Genomic DNA, 16,352 nt, shown 5'->3' with positions numbered 1-16,352 from the left:
CGCGATCAACTGCTCATCCGTGACCGCATCCGCCGGCCTGGCCGCCGGCTCCTGCCCCGAGGTGATCTCGGTCGTCATCTGGCGTCTCTCCCTTGATCGGTCGATCAGCCGTTATTTGTACAGTCCCCCTCTGGTCGCCGATACGTCACTTCTGCGGCTTATGCCCGGGCAGAAAGTGCAAGATCGGCGCGCCGTGGTGAGCGTGGGTGAGGTGCGCGGCGGGCTGGGAGAGAGGGTATGAGGGGGTGTGGGGGGTGGCAATGGATATTGGGGCGTCAGGGGGTTGGGGTTGGGGGGGTGGTGGTGGAGAGGCGGTCGAGGTGGGGGGCCAGCTCGTCGGTGAGGAGCAGGTCGGTGCGGATGTCGTCGTGCGGGTAGGCGGCGCGGCCGACCATGTGGGCGGCTACCGGGGCGGTGGCCAGTTGGAAGACCCCGATCAGCACCAGGGTGGTGATGTCCACGCCGGTGCGCAGCCGCAGGCCACAGCCGAGCAGCACCAGCAGCAACCCGAGGACCTGCGGCTTGGCCGCGGCGTGCATGCGGGCGAGCAGGTCGGGGAAGCGCACCAGGGCCATGCCGGCAGCGAGGCTCAGCAGGGCGCCGCTGATCAGGCAGACGGCGGCGACGATGTCGAGTACGGCGTCCAGGCTCATTTGTCGTTTCTCCGGGCGGCGAAGCGGGCGACGCTGACCGAGCCGACGAACCCGAGGACCGCGAGCACCACCAGCACCGGAAGCGCGGTGGCGTCCTTGCTGTAGGCGGCCTCGGTGGCGATGGCCGCGACGATGATGGCCAGCAGCACGTCGGTGGCCACCGCACGGTCCAGGATCGACGGACCACGGATGATCCGGGTGAGGGTGAGTGCGCCGGCCACGGCGAGCAGCGCGGTGACGGTCACGGCGACGATGGTCATGCCGCTGCCCCTTCCAGGTCTAGCGGTGGCGGTGGACGTTCACGGACGCGACGTTGTTCGTCCGGCGAGCCGATGGCGGCGACGATGCGCTCCTCCAACTTCAGCACCCCGCGCCGGAACTTCTCCACCTCGTCCAGGCTGTCGACGTTGATGACGTGGATGAACAGGGTGCCGGTGGTGCGGTCGGCCTCCAGGATCAGGCTGCCCGGCACCAGCGACAGCGCCTCCGCCGCGAGGGTGAGGTTGAGGTCGGTGTTCACCCGCAGGCGCACCGCGATGATGGCGCTGTGCGGCACGTGCCCGGGACGCAGCGCCATCCAGGCGATCTGCACGGAGGCGACGACGAGGTCGCTCAGGAAGCGCAGCAGGAACCGGGCCGTACCCACGGGGTGGATCCGCCCCGCGAAGGTCACCGGCGGCAACGGGAAGACCGCCAGCAGGACGGCGGCCACCACCAGCCCACTGATCAGGTTGGCCCACGACAGCGTGCCCCAGAGCAACATCCAGACGACCACCAGGAAGATCACCGCAGTGATCCGGTTACGACGCCGGGCAGCCGGGGTCAGTGGTGCGCTGTTCGGCGGCTCGGTCGGCTCCGCCGGGGTCATCGGGTCAGGCCTCACGGCGCACCTCCCGGGAAGACGGCGTCGACGTACGGCGTGCGTTGCAGCAGGTCGTTGGCGGCATCGCTGCTCAGGTCGAACAACGGGCCGGCCACCAGCGTCAGCACCAGGCCGAAGACCACCAGGGCCACCGTCGGCGCGATCATCAGACCGGGGAGCACGGCGCCGGTCTGCGCGGTGGCGAGGGACTGCTGCGGTTGCACCGCCCCCTCGGTGCGGGCCGCCTGCTCGGCGTCGTCGGCCGCCGGCATCTCCGGGTGCGGCGCCCGCCAGAAGGCCAGGTTCCACACCCGGGCCACCGCGTACAGGGTGAGCAGGCTGGTGACCAGGCCGCCGGCGACCAGGATCCAGGCCAGCGCACCACCGTCGTCTATGCCGGCCTGGACCAGGCCGAGCTTGCCGAGGAAGCCGGAGAACGGTGGGATGCCGGCGAGATTCAACGCCGGGACGAAGAACAGCACGGCGAGGATCGGCGACAGCCGGGCCAGGCCGCCGAGGCGGTCCATGGCGGTGGTGCCACCTCTTCGTTCGACAAGTCCGGCGGCGAGGAACAGGGTGGTCTGGATGGTGATGTGGTGCACCACGTAGAAGATCGCCGCGGACAGTCCGAGTGACGAGGTGAGCCCGACACCGAAGAGCATGTAACCGATGTGGCTGATCAGTGTGAAGGACAACAATCGCTTGATGTCGGACTGGGCGACCGCGCCGAGGATGCCGACCACCATGGTCAGCACCGCCGTCACCAGCATCAGGGTCGCGACCCGGCCGCCGGGGAACAGCAGCGTCTCGGTACGGATGATCGCGTACACACCGACTTTGGTCAGCAGGCCGGCGAAGACCGCGGTGACCGGGGCGGGTGCGGTGGGATAGCTGTCCGGCAACCAGGCCGACAGCGGGAACACCGCTGCCTTGATGCCGAAGGCGAGCAGCAGCATGCCCTGCAACAGCAGCCGGATGTCGTCGGGGAGGGCGTCGAGCCGGTCGGCGAGCTGGGCCAGGTTGAGCGTGCCGGTCGAGGCGTACACCAGACCGATGGCGACCAGGAAGATCACCGACGAGAGCAGGCTGACCACGACGTAGGTGGTGCCCGCCCGGATCCGGGTCTCGGTGCTGCCCAGGGTGAGCAGCACGTAGCTGGCCACCAGCAGGATCTCGAAGCCGACGTAGAGGTTGAACAGGTCGCCGGAGAGGAAGGCGTTGCACACGCCGGCGGTCAACACCAGGTAGGTGGGGTGGTAGACCGACAGCGGAGTCTCCTCGTCGCCGTCGGCCATACCCTGCCCGATGGAGTACACCAGCACGCACAGGGTCACTGCGGCGGAGACCACAAGCATCAACGCGGCGAGCTGGTCGGCCACCAGTACGATGCCCAGCGGGGCGACCCAGCCGCCGACCTCCACCACCAGCGGCCCGTGCAGGCTGGACTGGATCAGCAGCATCGCGGCCACCGCGACGGTGGCGGCGAGGACGGTGAGGCTCACCCATCGCTGGGCGCGGGGACGCCCGAGCAGCAGCAGGGTCAGGGCCGCGCCGAGCAGTGGCATCACCACCGGCAGCGGTACGAGGAACGTCATCCGGCCCGCCCTCCCTTCGCCGTGGTGGACAGCTGCCGCTCGTCCGTTGTCGGTAATTCCTCGTCGTCGTCGCCGTCGACGTCGTCGTCGGGTACCTCGTCGCGGTCCGCGAGGTCCATGATCCGGCGGTCCTCGACGTCGTCCTGCACCTCGTCGTGCCCGTTGAGGTGCCAACTGCGGTACGCCAGGGCGAGCAGGAAGGCGGTCATGCCCAGGGTGATCACGATGGCGGTGAGGATCATCGCCTGCGGCAGTGGATCGCTCATCTCCTCATGCGGGGCGCTGCCGACGATCGGCGGGGCACCGGCCCGCCCACCGGTGAGCAGCAGCAGGTTCGCGCCGTTGCCGAGCAGGATGACGCCCATCAGCACCCGGGTGAGGCTGCGTTCCAGCAGCAGCGTCACGCCGGCGGCGACGAGCACGCCGACCACGATGACGTAGGTGAGGTTGGGGCTCACACCAGCTCCTTTTCCCGTACCTCGTCGCCCTCGGTCTCGTGTTGGCGGTCCATCTCCGCGCCGAGGCTGCGCAGGATGTCCAGCACCAGGCCGACGACGATCAGGTAGACACCGACGTCGAAGAAGGCCGACGTGACGAAGTGGATGTGACCCAGCACCGGTAGGTGGAAGTCGAGCAGGGCGCTCTGCAGGAACTCCCCGCCGAGCAACATGGCGGCCACGCCGGTGCCGACGGCCACGAACAGCCCGGCACCGAGCACCACGCCGGCGTCGACGGGTGCGGCGCCGTTGAGCTCGGTACGACCACCGGCCAGGTACCGCACGGCCAGGGCCAGACCGGCGACCAGACCGGCGGCGAAGCCACCACCGGGGGCGTTGTGGCCACTGAACAGCAGGTAGATGGAGAACAGCACGATGGCGTGGAACAGCAGCCGGGTGATCACCTGGAGGATGACCGACTGCGACCGGGCGGTGGCGCCGGTGGTCAACCAGCGGGGCCGGTTGTACTCGGTCGGCCCGTCGCCGGGGATGTCGCCGCGGCGGCCGAGGTCGCGGGCATGGCGGAAGATCAGGCTGGCCACACCGGTCGCGGCCACCACCAGCACCGCGATCTCACCCATGGTGTCCCAGGCCCGGATGTCGACAAGGGTCACGTTGACCACGTTCTTGCCGCCGCCGTAGGAGACCGCCTCGTCGGGGAAGTCGACGGAGATCGGAACGGCCTGGCGGGCACCGGCCGCCACGTAGGCCATGCCAGCGGTGACGGCGCCGACGGCCACCCCGATCGCGACCCGGCCACGCCGGCTGGAACGGATCGGGCGTTCGGAGAACTTCGCCGGCAGCCGACGCAGCACCAGCACGAACATCACGATCGTGACGGTCTCCACCAGGAACTGGGTCAACGCCAGATCGGGTGCGCCGTGCAGGATGAACATCAGCGCGATGCCGTAGCCGGCCACGCCGACCAGGATCATCGCGGTGAGCCGACGCAGGGCGCGGGCGGCCATCACGGCGGCGATCACCACCATGGCGGCGGCGACTCCCTGCAACGGGGTGTCCCACAGATGGAAGCGCTGTGGCCAGGGGCTGCCGGCCAGCAGCGCACCACCCGGCAACACGACCATCACCACCAGGATGACGCCGAGGTAGAACGGCAGCGAACCACGCTGGGTCCGACCGGTCAGCTCGACCGCGAGCCGGTCGATGGCGTTGATGCACTTCTTGTACGCCACGGCACCGTCGAACGGCAGCCGCATGGTGGCCCGGACCCGCTCGCGGCGCATCAGGTCGAACAGGCCGGCACCACCCGCCACGGCCAGCACGGACAGGCCGAGCGCCGGGGTGAGGCCGTGCCACAACGCCAGGTGGTAGCCGGGTTCGGCGGAGCGGTACAGGTCGGCGTACGGGGCCAGCAGGCGGTCCACCGCCGGGGCGAGGACGCCGACGGCGACACCGGCGACGGCCAGTACGGCGGCCGGGGTGAGGATCGCCCAGGACACCGGCCGGACCGTGGTGGGCTCGACGCCGGGCTTGTCGGCGAAGGCGCCCCACAGGTAGCGCAGGGTGTACGCCACGGTCAGCGCTGAGCCGAAGATCACACCGGCGAGCACCGCCAGTTCTGCGGTACCGCCGTGCAACAGCGCCTCGACCGCAGCCTCTTTGGCGACGAACCCGGCCATCGGCGGCAGACCGGCCATCGAGGCCGCGGCGAGCCCCGCCACCACGGCCAGGGCGGGGGCGCGACGCCCGACGCCGCTGAGTTCCCGCAGGTCACGGGTGCCGGTGGCGTGGTCGATGATGCCGACGGTGAGGAACAGGGTGGCTTTGAACAGGGCGTGGGCCAGCACCATCGCCACGCCGGCCAGGGCGGCGTCCCGGGTGCCGGCACCGAGGATCACCATGAGCAGGCCGAGTTGGCTGACCGTGCCGTACGCCAGCAGCAGCTTGAGGTCGACCTGACGCAACGCCGACCAGCCGCCGAGGAACATGGTGATCAGGCCACCGACGAGCAGCACCGGCCGCCACGGGGTGACCTCCGCGACGGCGGGGCCCATCAGGGCGACCAGGAAGACGCCCGCTTTGACCATGGCCGCCGCGTGCAGGTACGCGCTGACCGGTGTCGGCGCGGCCATGGCGCCCGGCAACCAGAAGCTGAACGGGAAGATCGCCGACTTGCTCAACGCGCCCAGCAAGATCAGCACCAGGGCGACCGCCAGGTAGCCGCCGCCGGGCAGGTTCTCGGCGACGACGGACCAGCGGTAGCTGCCGGCGTGCTGGCCGAGCATGACGAACCCGGCGAGCATCGCCAGGCCGCCCAGCGTGGTCACCAGCAAGGCCTGCATGGCGGCGCGGCGACTGGCCCGCTTCGCCGGGTCGTAGCCGATCAGCAGGTAGGAGAAGACGGTGGTCAGCTCCCAGAACACGTACAGCAGCAGCAGGTCGTCGGAGACCACCAGGCCGAGCATCGCACCGGCGAAGGCCACGAACACCGCGACGAAGCGGCCCAGGCCGGGGTCGTCGGAGCGGAAGTAGCGGGCGCTGTAGGCCAGCACCAGGGCACCCACGCCACCGACCAGCACCACCATCAACCAGGACAGCGTGCCCATCCGCAACGCGATTTCCAGATCGAGTTGCGGCACCCAGGTCAGCGTCTCGACCACGGGCTCGCCGGAGCGGACCTCACCGGTGTGTGTCAGCGCCCACGCCAGCGTCGCTCCAGGGACCAACGCGACCACGTAGAGGGCGTGCCGTCCCCAGAGTCGCACCAGCGCCGGGGCGATCACGGCTGTCAGCGCATGGACCGCCACCAGAACCAGCACACACCCTCCTCGGGAGATCATCAGTCGGTGCAACGACCTTATCCGGTAAGGACCGCCATCTGCATCTGCCGTGAATTGGATCAAAGGTGTGTCCGGCGACAGAGCACTCAGAACGACGGCGGAGTTCACCGCCGTTTCACCGTTGGCAGTACGGCGCAAACCCGCTGACGGTCAGCGGGCCCCTTCGATCACGAACATCCCTTCAGTCCTTGGACACCCGGCGTCCCCTTCCGTCGTCGCGGTCGATCCGCAACTCGCGTTCCAACTCGACGATGAGGGTGCGCAGATCGTCGAGGCGTTGACTGATCGCGATGCGGTCCACCTCGTCGGGAACCCCGTCGCCGTCGGAGTCGTAGCCCGGAGCGAGCCCTTCGGTCATCTCCAACCGGCGGGCCTCCTCCATGGAGTTGACGAAGACGGCGATCAGGATGTTCAACAGCAGGTTGACCGTGATCACCACGAAGCTGGCGTAGTAGAGCACCGTCCACGGCGACACCTCCATCCCCTGCTCGATGAGGTCGGGCAGGGTCTCCAGGGACAGCAGCACGAACAGGGTCAACAGGGACCGTCCGATGTCCCCGTACTCCTCGGGGTAGACCTTGCCGAAGATCAGCCAACCGGCCATGCCGTAGACGTAGAGGGTCACCACGGCCAGGGCGAAGAAGCCGCCGATACCGGGCAGACTGCGCCACAGCGCCGCGACTATCGTGCGCAGGCCGGGCGAGAACCGCACCAGACGCACCATGCGCAGCACCCGTACGACGCGCAACAGCGCCGAGTCGCCGTGCAGCACCGGCACGAATATCGCCGCGATCACCAGGAAGTCGAAGACGTTCCAGCCCTGCCGGAAGAAGTCCTGCGGTCGGCGGCCGTAGGCCAGCAGCCGGATGGCGATCTCGATGACAAATATCACCCGGAAGACCCACTCGACGGCATGCAGCGCGGTGCCCGCCGCACCCAGGTCGGGGTAGGTCTCCAGGCCGAGCACCGCGCCGTTGGCCAGGATCACCGCGACGATGGCTAGCTCGAACGGACGGGAGTGGGAAATCCGGGCGCACGTGTCGGCCAGCCTGGTCCGCGACGGATCGACCGGCCCGCTTCGCTGGGCCGGCACCTGCGCATCCCTCACCGGGCCGCTGACCTCGGCACGCGCGCTGGGGCCGGCTGCGCCAGCCACCGTGCGTCACTCAGGTATCGACGTACGGCAGTCATGGCCGACAGCCTACGGGTCGGCGTCGGCCGACATCACCCGCCCAGCCGTCGGATCATGTTCATCACGGTTTCCACCTGGGCGCCGCCCTTGATGGGATAGTTCGTCGCCCCGAGGTAGCCCCACCAGTCCCAGCACCCGTTCGGGTTGGCGGCGGCGGTGACGGCCTGCGGGTAGAGCACGATCATCGCGTTGGTGTCGGCGTACTGGTTGAGGTTGGCCCGGTCCACGAAGGCGGTACCGACTCGGCTGTGGCCCTGGAGGCAGCCGTGCAGGGCGACGAGCAGGCGGCAGGTGGTGCCGGCCGCGCAGGACGTCGGGACGTAGGCGAACCCGTCGGCGTCCATGCTCGCGGCACCGGCCCGCCCGCCGGGGGCGAAGGTGTGCTGGCTGAACCGCACCAGCGTGCCGCCGAGCGGCCCGGTGTTCGGCGGCTGCACCGAGCCGAACAGCTTGCGCAGGAAGGCGTTCTGCGGGTCGGTGCCGCAGTCGTTGAGGTACGGCGCCGCCGTGCCCGAGCAGCCGACCGTCCCGTACGGAGTGGCCCAGCCGTGCCCGGCGGGCGAGGTGTTGTCGTACTGCACGCTGGCGCCGAAGTGCTGCTGGTAGCGGACCAGGTCGTCGGCGACCGACCGCTTGACCGTGGTGTCGGACCGACCGTGGAAGACGTAGACCGGTTCGCCGGACAACCCGCTGACCGGGTCGATCCAGCCGTAGCCGGCCCAGGTCCGGGTGTAGGTCTGCAGGGCGCTCAGGTACGTCGGGTAGAGGTTGTCGCCGCAGCCGTAGAGCGCCTGGGCGACGTTGTTCTGCGCGCAGTAGTACGGGCCGGCCGCGAACAGCGCCGCTCCCCTGATCCGCTGCGAGTAGGCCACCTGCAGTTGTGTCGCCAGATAGGCCCCGGAGGAGACGCCGGCGACGTACACGCCGGAGACGCGGTACGTCGACAGGCTCGCGGAGACGGGGGTCCTGGTGTGCACAGTGGGCGCGGCGGACGCGGGTGCCGTGGGGGCGATCAGCAGTACCGCGAGGGCTCCGGCAAGCAGTCGCAGGGCGGGTTTCAGCATGACGCTCTCCCTGGTACGAGGTGAGCGCCGGCGGTGATGTCGGCGTACGACGACGCTAGCGTGATCCAGGTCACCGGCGACATGAGCGCGGCACACACCCGACGGGTCCGCGTTGTGGTGTCGGTCGATGCCTCGGCTCCGGAATCGTTAGATTGGACCGCTATGGCGCTGATCCGTTGTGACTTCTTCGCCGAGACGCTCGGCCTCAGCACGTCGATGACCGTGATCCTGCCGCAGCGGACCGAGTCGCAGATCGGGCTGACCGGCGCGGACGTCCCCGGCGACCCGCCGGTGCTGTACCTGTTGCACGGGCTCAGCGACGACGACACCATCTGGCTGCGCCGTACCGCCATCGAACGGTACGTCGCACCGCTCGGTCTGGCGGTGGTGATGCCGCAGGTCGGGCGGAGCTTCTACGCCGACGAGGAGCACGGCAACCGGTACTGGACGTTCCTGCGTGAGGAACTGCCGCAGCTGTGCCACGGTTTCTTCCGCCTCTCCGCCCGCCGGGAGGACACCTTCGTGGCCGGGCTGTCGATGGGTGGCTACGGCGCGGTGAAATGGGCGCTTCGCGAACCGGACCGGTTCGCCGCCGTGGCGAGCCTCTCCGGCGCGCTCGACCTCGCCTTCCGCGCCGAGCACCCGACCCGCCCGATCGATCCGCGGGTGTGGCACACCGCCTTCGGTGACCGCCCGGTGCGCGGCACCGACGACGATCTGCTCACCCTGCTGGACTCGGCCGCTGCCGCACCCCCGCTCTACGTCGCCTGCGGCACCGAGGATTTCCTGTACGAGGACAACGTGCGGTTCGTCGAGCGGGCCCGGTCGGTAGGACTGCCGCTGACCGTGGACTTCTCCCCCGGCGAGCACGACTGGGCGTACTGGGATGCGAAGATCGCCGACGTGCTCGCCTGGCTGCCCCTGGCCGACCGGGGCGGTCAGCCGACCGAGGAACGGGCGACCGGCCGGTCGAAGTAGGTGTCCGGCCAGGGTTCGTCGCGGTAGCGGAAGTGCCACCATTCCCGGTCGTAGCCGACGAATCCGCCGTCGGTCATCAACCGGTGCAGCAGCCGCCGGTTCTCCCGGGCGGTCGGGCTGACCCGGGTGGAGTCGGTGTGCGCGAGCGGGTCGAAGCAGTCGAAGCCGGTGCCCATGTCGACGCTGTTGTCACCGAAGCGCTGCGGCTGGGCGGCGGTGCAGGCGACCAGGGGTTGGCCGGGCAGGTATCCGGCCTGCTGGCGGGCGGGCAGGTCGACCAGGGTGAGGTCGACGGTGCTGCCTCGGCTGTGCGCGGTGGGTGCGCCGAGGTAGCCCTGGTCGAACAGGTCCGACTTGGCCACCCGGGGATAGAACTCGGCCTTCATCTGCTCCTCGTCGGGGCGGCGGGCCCAGGCCACGAACTCGTCGGCGGCCGACTGCGGGCGGTAGCAGTCGTACACCTTGAGGGTGTGGCCGGTGGCCAGGGCGGCGTCCTGCACCCGGCGCAGCGCCTCGGCGGCCTGGGTGGTGAGCAGGCAGAGCGGTTCGGGGTAGCCGGTGACGGGCCGGCCGACGAAGTTGTGCGGGCCGGCGTACCGGATGTCGGTCAGGATGCGTGGGTCCACGTCGGAGAGGACGACGAAGCCCGGCAGCGACGGTGGCGGGGCCGTGGACGGTGGCGGGTTGGGCTGGGGTCGGCCGCACCCGGCCACCGTGACCAGGCCCACCGTCAGCCCCACCAGCCCCTTCGACCAGCCCGCCATCTTCTGGTCAGCCGCGCGAGGTCGGGGCGCGGCCCGCGGCACGCAGCCGGCGACGGTGGCCGATCAGCGCGCCCACTCCGACGGTCAGGCCGACCGCGAGGATCGCGTACGAGGCCGACCGGAGCGGATCGGCCAACGGGTGCCGGTCGGTCGCCTCACCGCCGGAGGCCCCACCGGGTAGCGCCTGGGGTGGCATCGTGCTCGGCGGCGCGGAGGCGGTGGTGGCGCCGGGGCGTACCAGCACACCGACCGAGGCGTCGCGGGGCAGGGCGAAGCCCCAGTCGAGCAGCGCCGCGCCCTGTTGCCAGCCGCGCTGGTCGATCACGTCGGCACCGAGCAGGGTGACCACGAGCCGCCGCCCGTTGCGCTCGGCGGCCCCGACGTAGGTGTGCCGGGCCAGGTCGGTGTAGCCGGTCTTGCCGCCCAGTGCCCCCGGGTAGCGGTAGAGCAGCTGGTTGTCGTTGTCGATGGTGAAGCCCTTGGCGCGCTGCTTCGGCTGGGCGGGGATGTCCGCCTCCCGAGTCGCCACGTACCGCCGGAAGTGCTCGTCGTCGAAGCAGGCCCGGGCGATCAGGGCCAGGTCGTACGCGCTGGTGAACTGCCCCGGACCGTCCAACCCGGACGGCGTGGCCGCGTGGGTCTGGTACGCCCCGAGCTGCCGGGCCTGCTCGTTCATCGCGCGCAGCCCACCGGCCATCCCGTCCGCACCGCCACCGAGGCGGGCCAGCGCGTTCGCCACCTCGTTGCCGGAGCGCAGCAGCAGTCCCAACCAGAGCGTCTCGATCCGGTACCGGCCGCCGGCCACCAGCCCCACCGCCGAACTGCCCGGCTCGATGTCGAGGTCACCAGCGGTGATGGTGACGACCTCGGCGGGGTCCAGCCGGGGCAGCATGGTCGCGGCCAGCAGCAACTTCTGCACGCTGGCCGGGGTGGCGTACTCGTGCGGCCCACAACCGCCCAGCACCTCCCCGGTGTCCAGATCGGCCACCACCCACGAGGTCGCGGTCACCTTCGGCGGCGTCGGCACCTGCGGTGGCACGACCAGCCCCGGGGTGGCCAGCCGGGCACCGCCGACCGCCCGCGCGACCGGGTCCGCAGGCGGGGTCGCCGACGGGGTCGGGCCGGGCGCGGGTGGCGCCGGGCGGGGGCACGGCACGGGCGCCGCCGCGCTGGCACCGGCGGCGGGCACCAGCGGTGATGTCAGAAGCGCCGCGATCACCGCCACGGCCAGGCCCGAGACTCTCACAGCCACCGACACTATCGGGTGAATTCCGGCTAGTCCGGCGAATCGACCAGCACGGACGTCCCCGTACCGTCGACCGACCACCCGCCGGCCGCGAACTACCGGCGTCGACGCTGCCCGGAACGGCCGCGCCGCGCGACGACGATGGCCAGCGTGATCGCGACCGCGCCCACCGCCAGCGCCACGTACATGCCCGCACCGGGGGTGTCACCGACCGTGGCCGAGGTGGTCACGTTCACCGGCGGTACGGCGTCCGCCTGCGGAGTCGGTGACGGTGCGGCGTCGAACTCCCCCGGCTCGACCAGGCGGCCCACCGAGACGTCGCGGGGCAGGCCGAATCCCCAGTCGAGCAGCGCGGCCCCCTGCTCCCAGCCGCGCAGCGGCTGTGGTTCGGCACCGAGCAGCGTGACGACCAGACGTCGTCCGTTGCGCTCGGCGACGCCGACGTAGGTGTGGCGGGCGTAATCGGTGAAGCCGGTCTTGCCGCCGAGCGCACCCGGATACCGGTAGATCAGCTGGTTGTTGTTCTGGATCTCGAAGCCCTTGGCGCCCAGCGCCTTCTGCGCCGGGATGCGGGTCCGTTCGGTGCGCACGTACGTGCGGAAGGTGGGGTCGGCGAAGCAGGCCCGAGCGATCAGGGCCAGGTCGTACGCGCTGGTGAACTGCCCCGGAGCGTCCAGTCCGGACGGCGTGACCGCGTGGGTCTGGAGCGCGCCGAGCCGGCGCGCCTGCTCGTTCATGGCCCGCACGCCCCCGGCGACGCCGTCGGGTCCGCCACCGAGGCGGGCCAGCGCGTTGGCCGCCTCGTTGCCGGATTGCAGCAGCAGCCCCAGCCAGAGCGTCTTCACCCGGTACCGACCCCCGGGGAGCAGCCCGACCGCCGAACTACCCGGCGCGATGTCCAGGTCCTCCCGGGTCACCGTGACGACCTCGGCGGGGTCCAGCCGGGGCAGCATGGTCGCGGCCAGCAGCAACTTCTGCACGCTGGCCGGGGTGGCGTACTCGTGCGGCCCACAACCGCCCAGCACCTCCCCGGTGTCCAGATCGGCCACCACCCACGAGGTCGCGGTCACCTTCGGCGGCGTCGGCACCTGCGGTGGCACGACCAGCCCCGGGGTGGCCAGGGCGTCCCCGCCGACGACGCGGTGCTCCGCCACCGGCGGCGGCGGGGTCGGGCGGGGTGACCGGAGCACCTTCGGCGCCTTCGCCTTCGGGCAGGGCGTCGCGACAGGAGCAGCACCCTGGGTGTTCACCGACGCACCCGCAGTCACCGGAACGATGCCCGTCGCGAGTACGGCGACAACGGTGGCCAGCGCCCGGAAATCCATGAACACGCACCCTAACGGCAAGATCCCGACCCTCGCATCCCCGCCCGCGCGCCCCCGAGTCCGCCGGTGCACGGCGAACAGGTTGAACCGTTCATTCGCGCCCCCCGTATCCACGAGCGAACCAGACCCCACGCTCGGACCTGCGGCGGGAGCGCTCCCGCACCGGATCCGGCCACACCCGGAAGGCGTGGCAGGCAGGCGCATCCACCGCCGCGGCCGGCCGCCCTCCGGGCACCCATCGCGCAGCAGCCGGCCGTGTCCGACCCCGTCGACCCGTCCGGCCGGTCAATCATGAGGAGAGATGCATGGTCAGGCGTACGCTAGGACAGCGCAAGCACGCGGCCTGGAAGCTCGGCGGCGTCGGCGTGGTCGCGGTCGCGCTGCTCGGAGCCGGCCTCACGCTGGCCTCAGCCGACGACAGCGCCAGCACCGCGGCGCAGACGGCGAACTGCCCGACGGTACGGGACAAGCTCGGCAACGTGCCCGCCGCCGCCCTCGCCGGTGTCGAGCAGGAACTGGCCAACCTCGACAAGCAGATCGAGGAGGCCAACGCCCGCCTCGCCCAGCAGGCCGCCAACCCCCAGGGCGGCGCGAACTTCATCAACAACGCCATTCTCGGCCCGCTGGCCAGCAAGCGCGTCGCCGCCCTCGACCGCATCGGCATCAACATCAACCGGGTCGGGGGACAACGCCCCGACCTGGCCAGCTTCGCCACCTGCGGCCTCAACCCGCCGGGCACCCGCAGCGCCCTCAACGGCAACGCCGGCAACGCGGGCGGCAACGCCAACGCCGGCGGCAACAACAATGCGGGCGGTGGCAACAACGCAGGTGGTGGCAACAACGCCGGTGGTGGTGTTGCGCAGAGGGTGAGTTGCCCGAGCGTCGCCGACCGGCTGCCGGCCGTACCGGCGCGGGCCGCCGCCGAGGTGCAACGCGAGCTGGCCAACCTGGACAAGCAGATCGCCGAGGCCGACGCCCGGCTGGCGCAGCTGGCGATCCGACCCGAGGGCGGCCCCAACTTCGTCCGCAACGCGGTGATCGGCCCGCTGGAGGACCGGCGCGTCGCCGCCATCAACCGGATCGCCACCGCGATCGGCCGGGTCGACGGCAACCGTCCGGGCAACCTGGTCAACCTGGCCCGCCCCTGCTCGGCGCGCTGACCCCGCAGCAGTGACCGGCCCGGGCCGGATGGACGGTTCTCCGCCCGTCCGTCCCGGGCCGTTTCGACGCCCCCGGGTGCCGTCAGGGCAGCCGGCGTAGCCAGCGGCGCTGCCAGGGGGTTTCCACCGCGCCGGGGCGGTAGGCGGCCCGGACCCAGTCCACGGCCTGCTCGGCGGGAAGCCCGTCGAGGATCGCCAACGCCGCCAGGGCGGTGCCGGTACGCCCGGTGCCGCCCCGGCAGGCGACCTCCACCCGCTGTCCTGCGTACCCGCGGCGCAGCGCCTCCCGCAACGCGTCCAGGGCGTCGGCCCGGTCCGTCGGCACCCAGAAGTCGGGCCACCGCACCCGCCGATGCTCCCAGGCCGGTGTCGGTCCGGGCGCGAGCAGCAGCCCGAAGTCGGCCGGCGAGGCGGGATCGGCGACCCGCCGTCCGCGTACCCGCACGCCGCCCGGTAACTCGACCACCCCGACGTCGTCCTCCCAATCACCCATGACCGCATCCTGCACCACCGACCCACCGCCGACCATCAACCGGGCGGCAGGCCGTGGCAGCAGAGCTGTTCGGCGGTCGGCGTGTCGGGCAGTTCGACTGCCACGATCCGGGACGGGTGGGATCAGTGCGGGCGGTGGTGCTGGTCGGGGTGGTGCCCCTCGGCCCAGGCGCTGCGGTAGATGGTGCCGCGGCCGTGCGGGTCGGGGATGCCGGCCGGTTCGGCGTCGGTCAGCCCGGCCCCGGTGTCGTTGGACCGCAGGCCGCCGGCGCGCCGGGACCGACGCAGCCGGGTCACCACGAACCAGACGAGCCCGAGTACGCAGGCGACGATGACCAGGTTCTGCAGGATGCCGGCGTACGACTCGACCAGGTGCCAGTTGTCCCCGAGCAGGTATCCGGCCAGCACGAATGTGGTGTTCCAGATCAGGCTGCCCAGCGTGGTGTAGACCGCGAAGGTGAGCAACGGCATCCGCTCCACGCCGGCCGGGATGGAGATCATGCTCCGGAAGATCGGGATCATCCGGCCGAAGAAGACAGCCTTCACCCCGTGCCGGAGGAACCATTCCTCGGTCCGGTCGATGTCGCTGAGCTTCACCAACGGCAGCTTGGCGGCGATCGCGCGGACCCGTTCCCGTCCCAGGGTGGCGCCGATCCAGTAGAGCGCCAGGGCACCCAGCAGCGAACCGAGGGTGGTCCAGAAGATCGCGCCGATGACGCTCATCCGGCCCTGGGCCGCGACGAACCCGGCCAGCGGCAGGATCACCTCGCTGGGAATCGGTGGGAACAGGTTCTCCAACGCGACGGCGAGGCCCGCGCCCGGTCCACCGAGCCGCTCCACCAGGTCGGTGACGAGGCCGACCAGCCCGTCCTCGGGTGGCGCGGACTGACTGAGCAGGTCGGCAGCGGAGACGGTACGCGGAAAGTGAATCACCCTTACCACCCTACGAACTACACTCCGATAGCGCTGCGTCGGTATCGACTCCTGGCGACCGGAACTCCTAGGCTGGGTCACAGTGGAGACTGCATTCGACCGGGTCCCGTTGCGGATCGCGGTGGCCCAGCCGATGTGCCGCGCGTACGACGTCGGCGCGAACGTGGCAGCGCACGCGGCGCTGGTCGCTGCGGCGGCGGCCCGGGTGGTGGTCTTCCCGGAGCTGTCCCTGACCGGCTACGAGTTGGACGCCGCACCTGTCGACCCGGCTGATTCTCGGCTGGCCCCGCTGGTCGACGCCTGCGCGGCGGCGGGATCGCTGGCCCTGGTCGGCGCGCCGGTGGCCGGCGACCACATCGCCACCCTGGCGGTCGACGGCACCGGTGTGCGGGTGGCTTACCGCAAGATGTGGCTCGGCGGAAACGAGCCGCGCCACTTCACGCCCGGCCCGGAGCCGGTCGTGCTCGCCGTGAACGGTTGGCGGCTCGGGTTGGCGATCTGCAAGGACACCGGGGTGGCGGAACACGCGGCCCGCACCTGCGCCCTGGGCGTCGACGTCTACCTCGCCTCGGTGGTGGAGTCCGCGGCCGACGTGGCGGTGCCCGACGAGCGGGCCCTGCGGATCGCGACCACGCACCGCGTGCACGTCGCGGTGGCCAGCTTCGCCGGCCCGACCGGTGGCGGTTTCCACGAGACGGCGGGCCGCTCGGCGATCTGGGCACCGGACGGCTCGGTGCTGGCCCGCGCCGGCAGCGACCCCGGCGAGTACGCACCGGCCACGCTGACCTGA

Annotated in this window: 17 protein-coding genes; 4 read left to right on the top strand and 13 right to left on the bottom strand. The window is 71.1% G+C overall.

From position 1 onward, the window contains the following. Positions 1-241, top strand: a 241-nt coding sequence (locus EG812_RS29665) for a hypothetical protein (protein WP_233579518.1), incomplete at its 5' end; no start/stop codon positions are given. Positions 242-275: 34 nt separating this feature from the next. Here the strand turns inward: EG812_RS29665 and mnhG are convergent. The 8 genes from mnhG to EG812_RS17190 all read right to left on the bottom strand — a co-directional run bounded on the left by mnhG (position 276) and on the right by EG812_RS17190 (position 8,664). Then, positions 276-653, bottom strand: coding sequence for a monovalent cation/H(+) antiporter subunit G (gene mnhG, locus EG812_RS17225; RefSeq protein ID WP_013733755.1), 378 nt, complete (start codon positions 651-653; stop codon positions 276-278). After that, entirely contained in the window at positions 650-913 is a 264-nt protein-coding gene (locus EG812_RS17220; RefSeq protein WP_013733754.1) for a monovalent cation/H+ antiporter complex subunit F, read from the bottom strand. Before EG812_RS17220 ends, mnhG begins: the two co-directional genes overlap by 4 nt. After that, entirely contained in the window at positions 910-1,536 is a 627-nt protein-coding gene (locus EG812_RS17215; protein ID WP_233579517.1) for a Na+/H+ antiporter subunit E, read from the bottom strand. The genes EG812_RS17220 and EG812_RS17215 overlap by 4 nt, the downstream gene beginning before the upstream one ends. Continuing rightward, the gene (locus EG812_RS17210) at positions 1,533-3,110 is read right to left on the bottom strand and encodes a Na+/H+ antiporter subunit D (protein WP_013733752.1); all 1,578 of its coding nucleotides are present in this window, start codon (positions 3,108-3,110) and stop codon (positions 1,533-1,535) included. Before EG812_RS17210 ends, EG812_RS17215 begins: the two co-directional genes overlap by 4 nt. Further along, entirely contained in the window at positions 3,107-3,568 is a 462-nt protein-coding gene (locus tag EG812_RS17205; protein WP_126712128.1) for a Na(+)/H(+) antiporter subunit C, read from the bottom strand. Before EG812_RS17205 ends, EG812_RS17210 begins: the two co-directional genes overlap by 4 nt. Then, entirely contained in the window at positions 3,565-6,387 is a 2,823-nt protein-coding gene (locus EG812_RS17200; protein ID WP_126712127.1) for a Na+/H+ antiporter subunit A, read from the bottom strand. Before EG812_RS17200 ends, EG812_RS17205 begins: the two co-directional genes overlap by 4 nt. Positions 6,388-6,589: 202 nt before the next feature. Continuing rightward, positions 6,590-7,501: an ion transporter gene (locus EG812_RS17195; RefSeq protein ID WP_126712126.1), complete on the bottom strand. Its 912-nt coding sequence runs from the start codon at positions 7,499-7,501 to the stop codon at positions 6,590-6,592. Between the two features lie 131 nt (positions 7,502-7,632). Continuing rightward, complete coding sequence (locus EG812_RS17190) at positions 7,633-8,664, bottom strand: extracellular catalytic domain type 2 short-chain-length polyhydroxyalkanoate depolymerase (protein ID WP_126712125.1); 1,032 nt, start codon at positions 8,662-8,664, stop codon at positions 7,633-7,635. 162 nt (positions 8,665-8,826) lie between these two features. Between EG812_RS17190 and EG812_RS17185 the strand changes: the two genes are divergently transcribed. After that, the gene (locus tag EG812_RS17185; RefSeq protein ID WP_013733747.1) at positions 8,827-9,642 is read left to right on the top strand and encodes an alpha/beta hydrolase; all 816 of its coding nucleotides are present in this window, start codon (positions 8,827-8,829) and stop codon (positions 9,640-9,642) included. Here the strand turns inward: EG812_RS17185 and EG812_RS17180 are convergent. From EG812_RS17180 to EG812_RS17170, 3 genes are all read right to left on the bottom strand, one after another. Next, positions 9,603-10,382, bottom strand: coding sequence for a M15 family metallopeptidase (locus tag EG812_RS17180; protein ID WP_502697197.1), 780 nt, complete (start codon positions 10,380-10,382; stop codon positions 9,603-9,605). The genes EG812_RS17185 and EG812_RS17180 overlap by 40 nt on opposite strands. Positions 10,383-10,413: 31 nt before the next feature. Next, a complete protein-coding gene (locus EG812_RS17175) occupies positions 10,414-11,652 on the bottom strand; it encodes a D-alanyl-D-alanine carboxypeptidase family protein (RefSeq protein ID WP_233579516.1) in 1,239 nt (412 codons plus the stop codon). Positions 11,653-11,747: 95 nt separating this feature from the next. After that, a complete protein-coding gene (locus tag EG812_RS17170) occupies positions 11,748-12,977 on the bottom strand; it encodes a D-alanyl-D-alanine carboxypeptidase family protein (protein ID WP_126712123.1) in 1,230 nt (409 codons plus the stop codon). Between the two features lie 305 nt (positions 12,978-13,282). Between EG812_RS17170 and EG812_RS17165 the strand changes: the two genes are divergently transcribed. After that, complete coding sequence (locus tag EG812_RS17165) at positions 13,283-14,137, top strand: hypothetical protein (RefSeq protein WP_126712122.1); 855 nt, start codon at positions 13,283-13,285, stop codon at positions 14,135-14,137. A gap of 82 nt (positions 14,138-14,219) precedes the next feature. Here the strand turns inward: EG812_RS17165 and EG812_RS17160 are convergent, their stop codons facing one another. Beyond that, the gene (locus EG812_RS17160) at positions 14,220-14,630 is read right to left on the bottom strand and encodes a protein-tyrosine phosphatase family protein (protein ID WP_013733743.1); all 411 of its coding nucleotides are present in this window, start codon (positions 14,628-14,630) and stop codon (positions 14,220-14,222) included. Between the two features lie 122 nt (positions 14,631-14,752). Beyond that, positions 14,753-15,562, bottom strand: a complete 810-nt coding sequence (locus EG812_RS17155) for a DedA family protein (protein WP_013733742.1) — start codon at positions 15,560-15,562, stop codon at positions 14,753-14,755. An 82-nt stretch (positions 15,563-15,644) separates the two neighbouring features. On the opposite strand from EG812_RS17155, the gene EG812_RS17150 reads away from it, so the two are divergent. After that, complete coding sequence (locus tag EG812_RS17150) at positions 15,645-16,352, top strand: carbon-nitrogen hydrolase family protein (RefSeq protein ID WP_126712121.1); 708 nt, start codon at positions 15,645-15,647, stop codon at positions 16,350-16,352.

Source organism: Verrucosispora sp. FIM060022 (genome assembly GCF_003977705.1).
Lineage (GTDB): Bacteria > Actinomycetota > Actinomycetes > Mycobacteriales > Micromonosporaceae > Micromonospora > Micromonospora gifhornensis.
The sequence above is the reverse complement of the archived record's forward strand: the minus strand, read 5'-3'. Positions and strand labels throughout refer to the sequence as shown.

Bases quoted from the DNA above. Each gene is read 5' to 3' on its own strand.
- EG812_RS17170 (WP_126712123.1), bottom strand. From the start codon at position 12,977: ATGGATTTCCGGGCGCTGGCCACCGTTGTCGCCGTACTCGCGACGGGC.
- EG812_RS17190 (WP_126712125.1), bottom strand. From the start codon at position 8,664: ATGCTGAAACCCGCCCTGCGACTGCTTGCCGGAGCCCTCGCGGTACTG.
- EG812_RS17185 (WP_013733747.1), top strand. From the start codon at position 8,827: ATGGCGCTGATCCGTTGTGACTTCTTCGCCGAGACGCTCGGCCTCAGC.
- EG812_RS17160 (WP_013733743.1), bottom strand. From the start codon at position 14,630: ATGGGTGATTGGGAGGACGACGTCGGGGTGGTCGAGTTACCGGGCGGC.
- EG812_RS17220 (WP_013733754.1), bottom strand. From the start codon at position 913: ATGACCATCGTCGCCGTGACCGTCACCGCGCTGCTCGCCGTGGCCGGC.
- EG812_RS17210 (WP_013733752.1), bottom strand. From the start codon at position 3,110: ATGACGTTCCTCGTACCGCTGCCGGTGGTGATGCCACTGCTCGGCGCG.
- EG812_RS17165 (WP_126712122.1), top strand. From the start codon at position 13,283: ATGGTCAGGCGTACGCTAGGACAGCGCAAGCACGCGGCCTGGAAGCTC.
- mnhG (WP_013733755.1), bottom strand. From the start codon at position 653: ATGAGCCTGGACGCCGTACTCGACATCGTCGCCGCCGTCTGCCTGATC.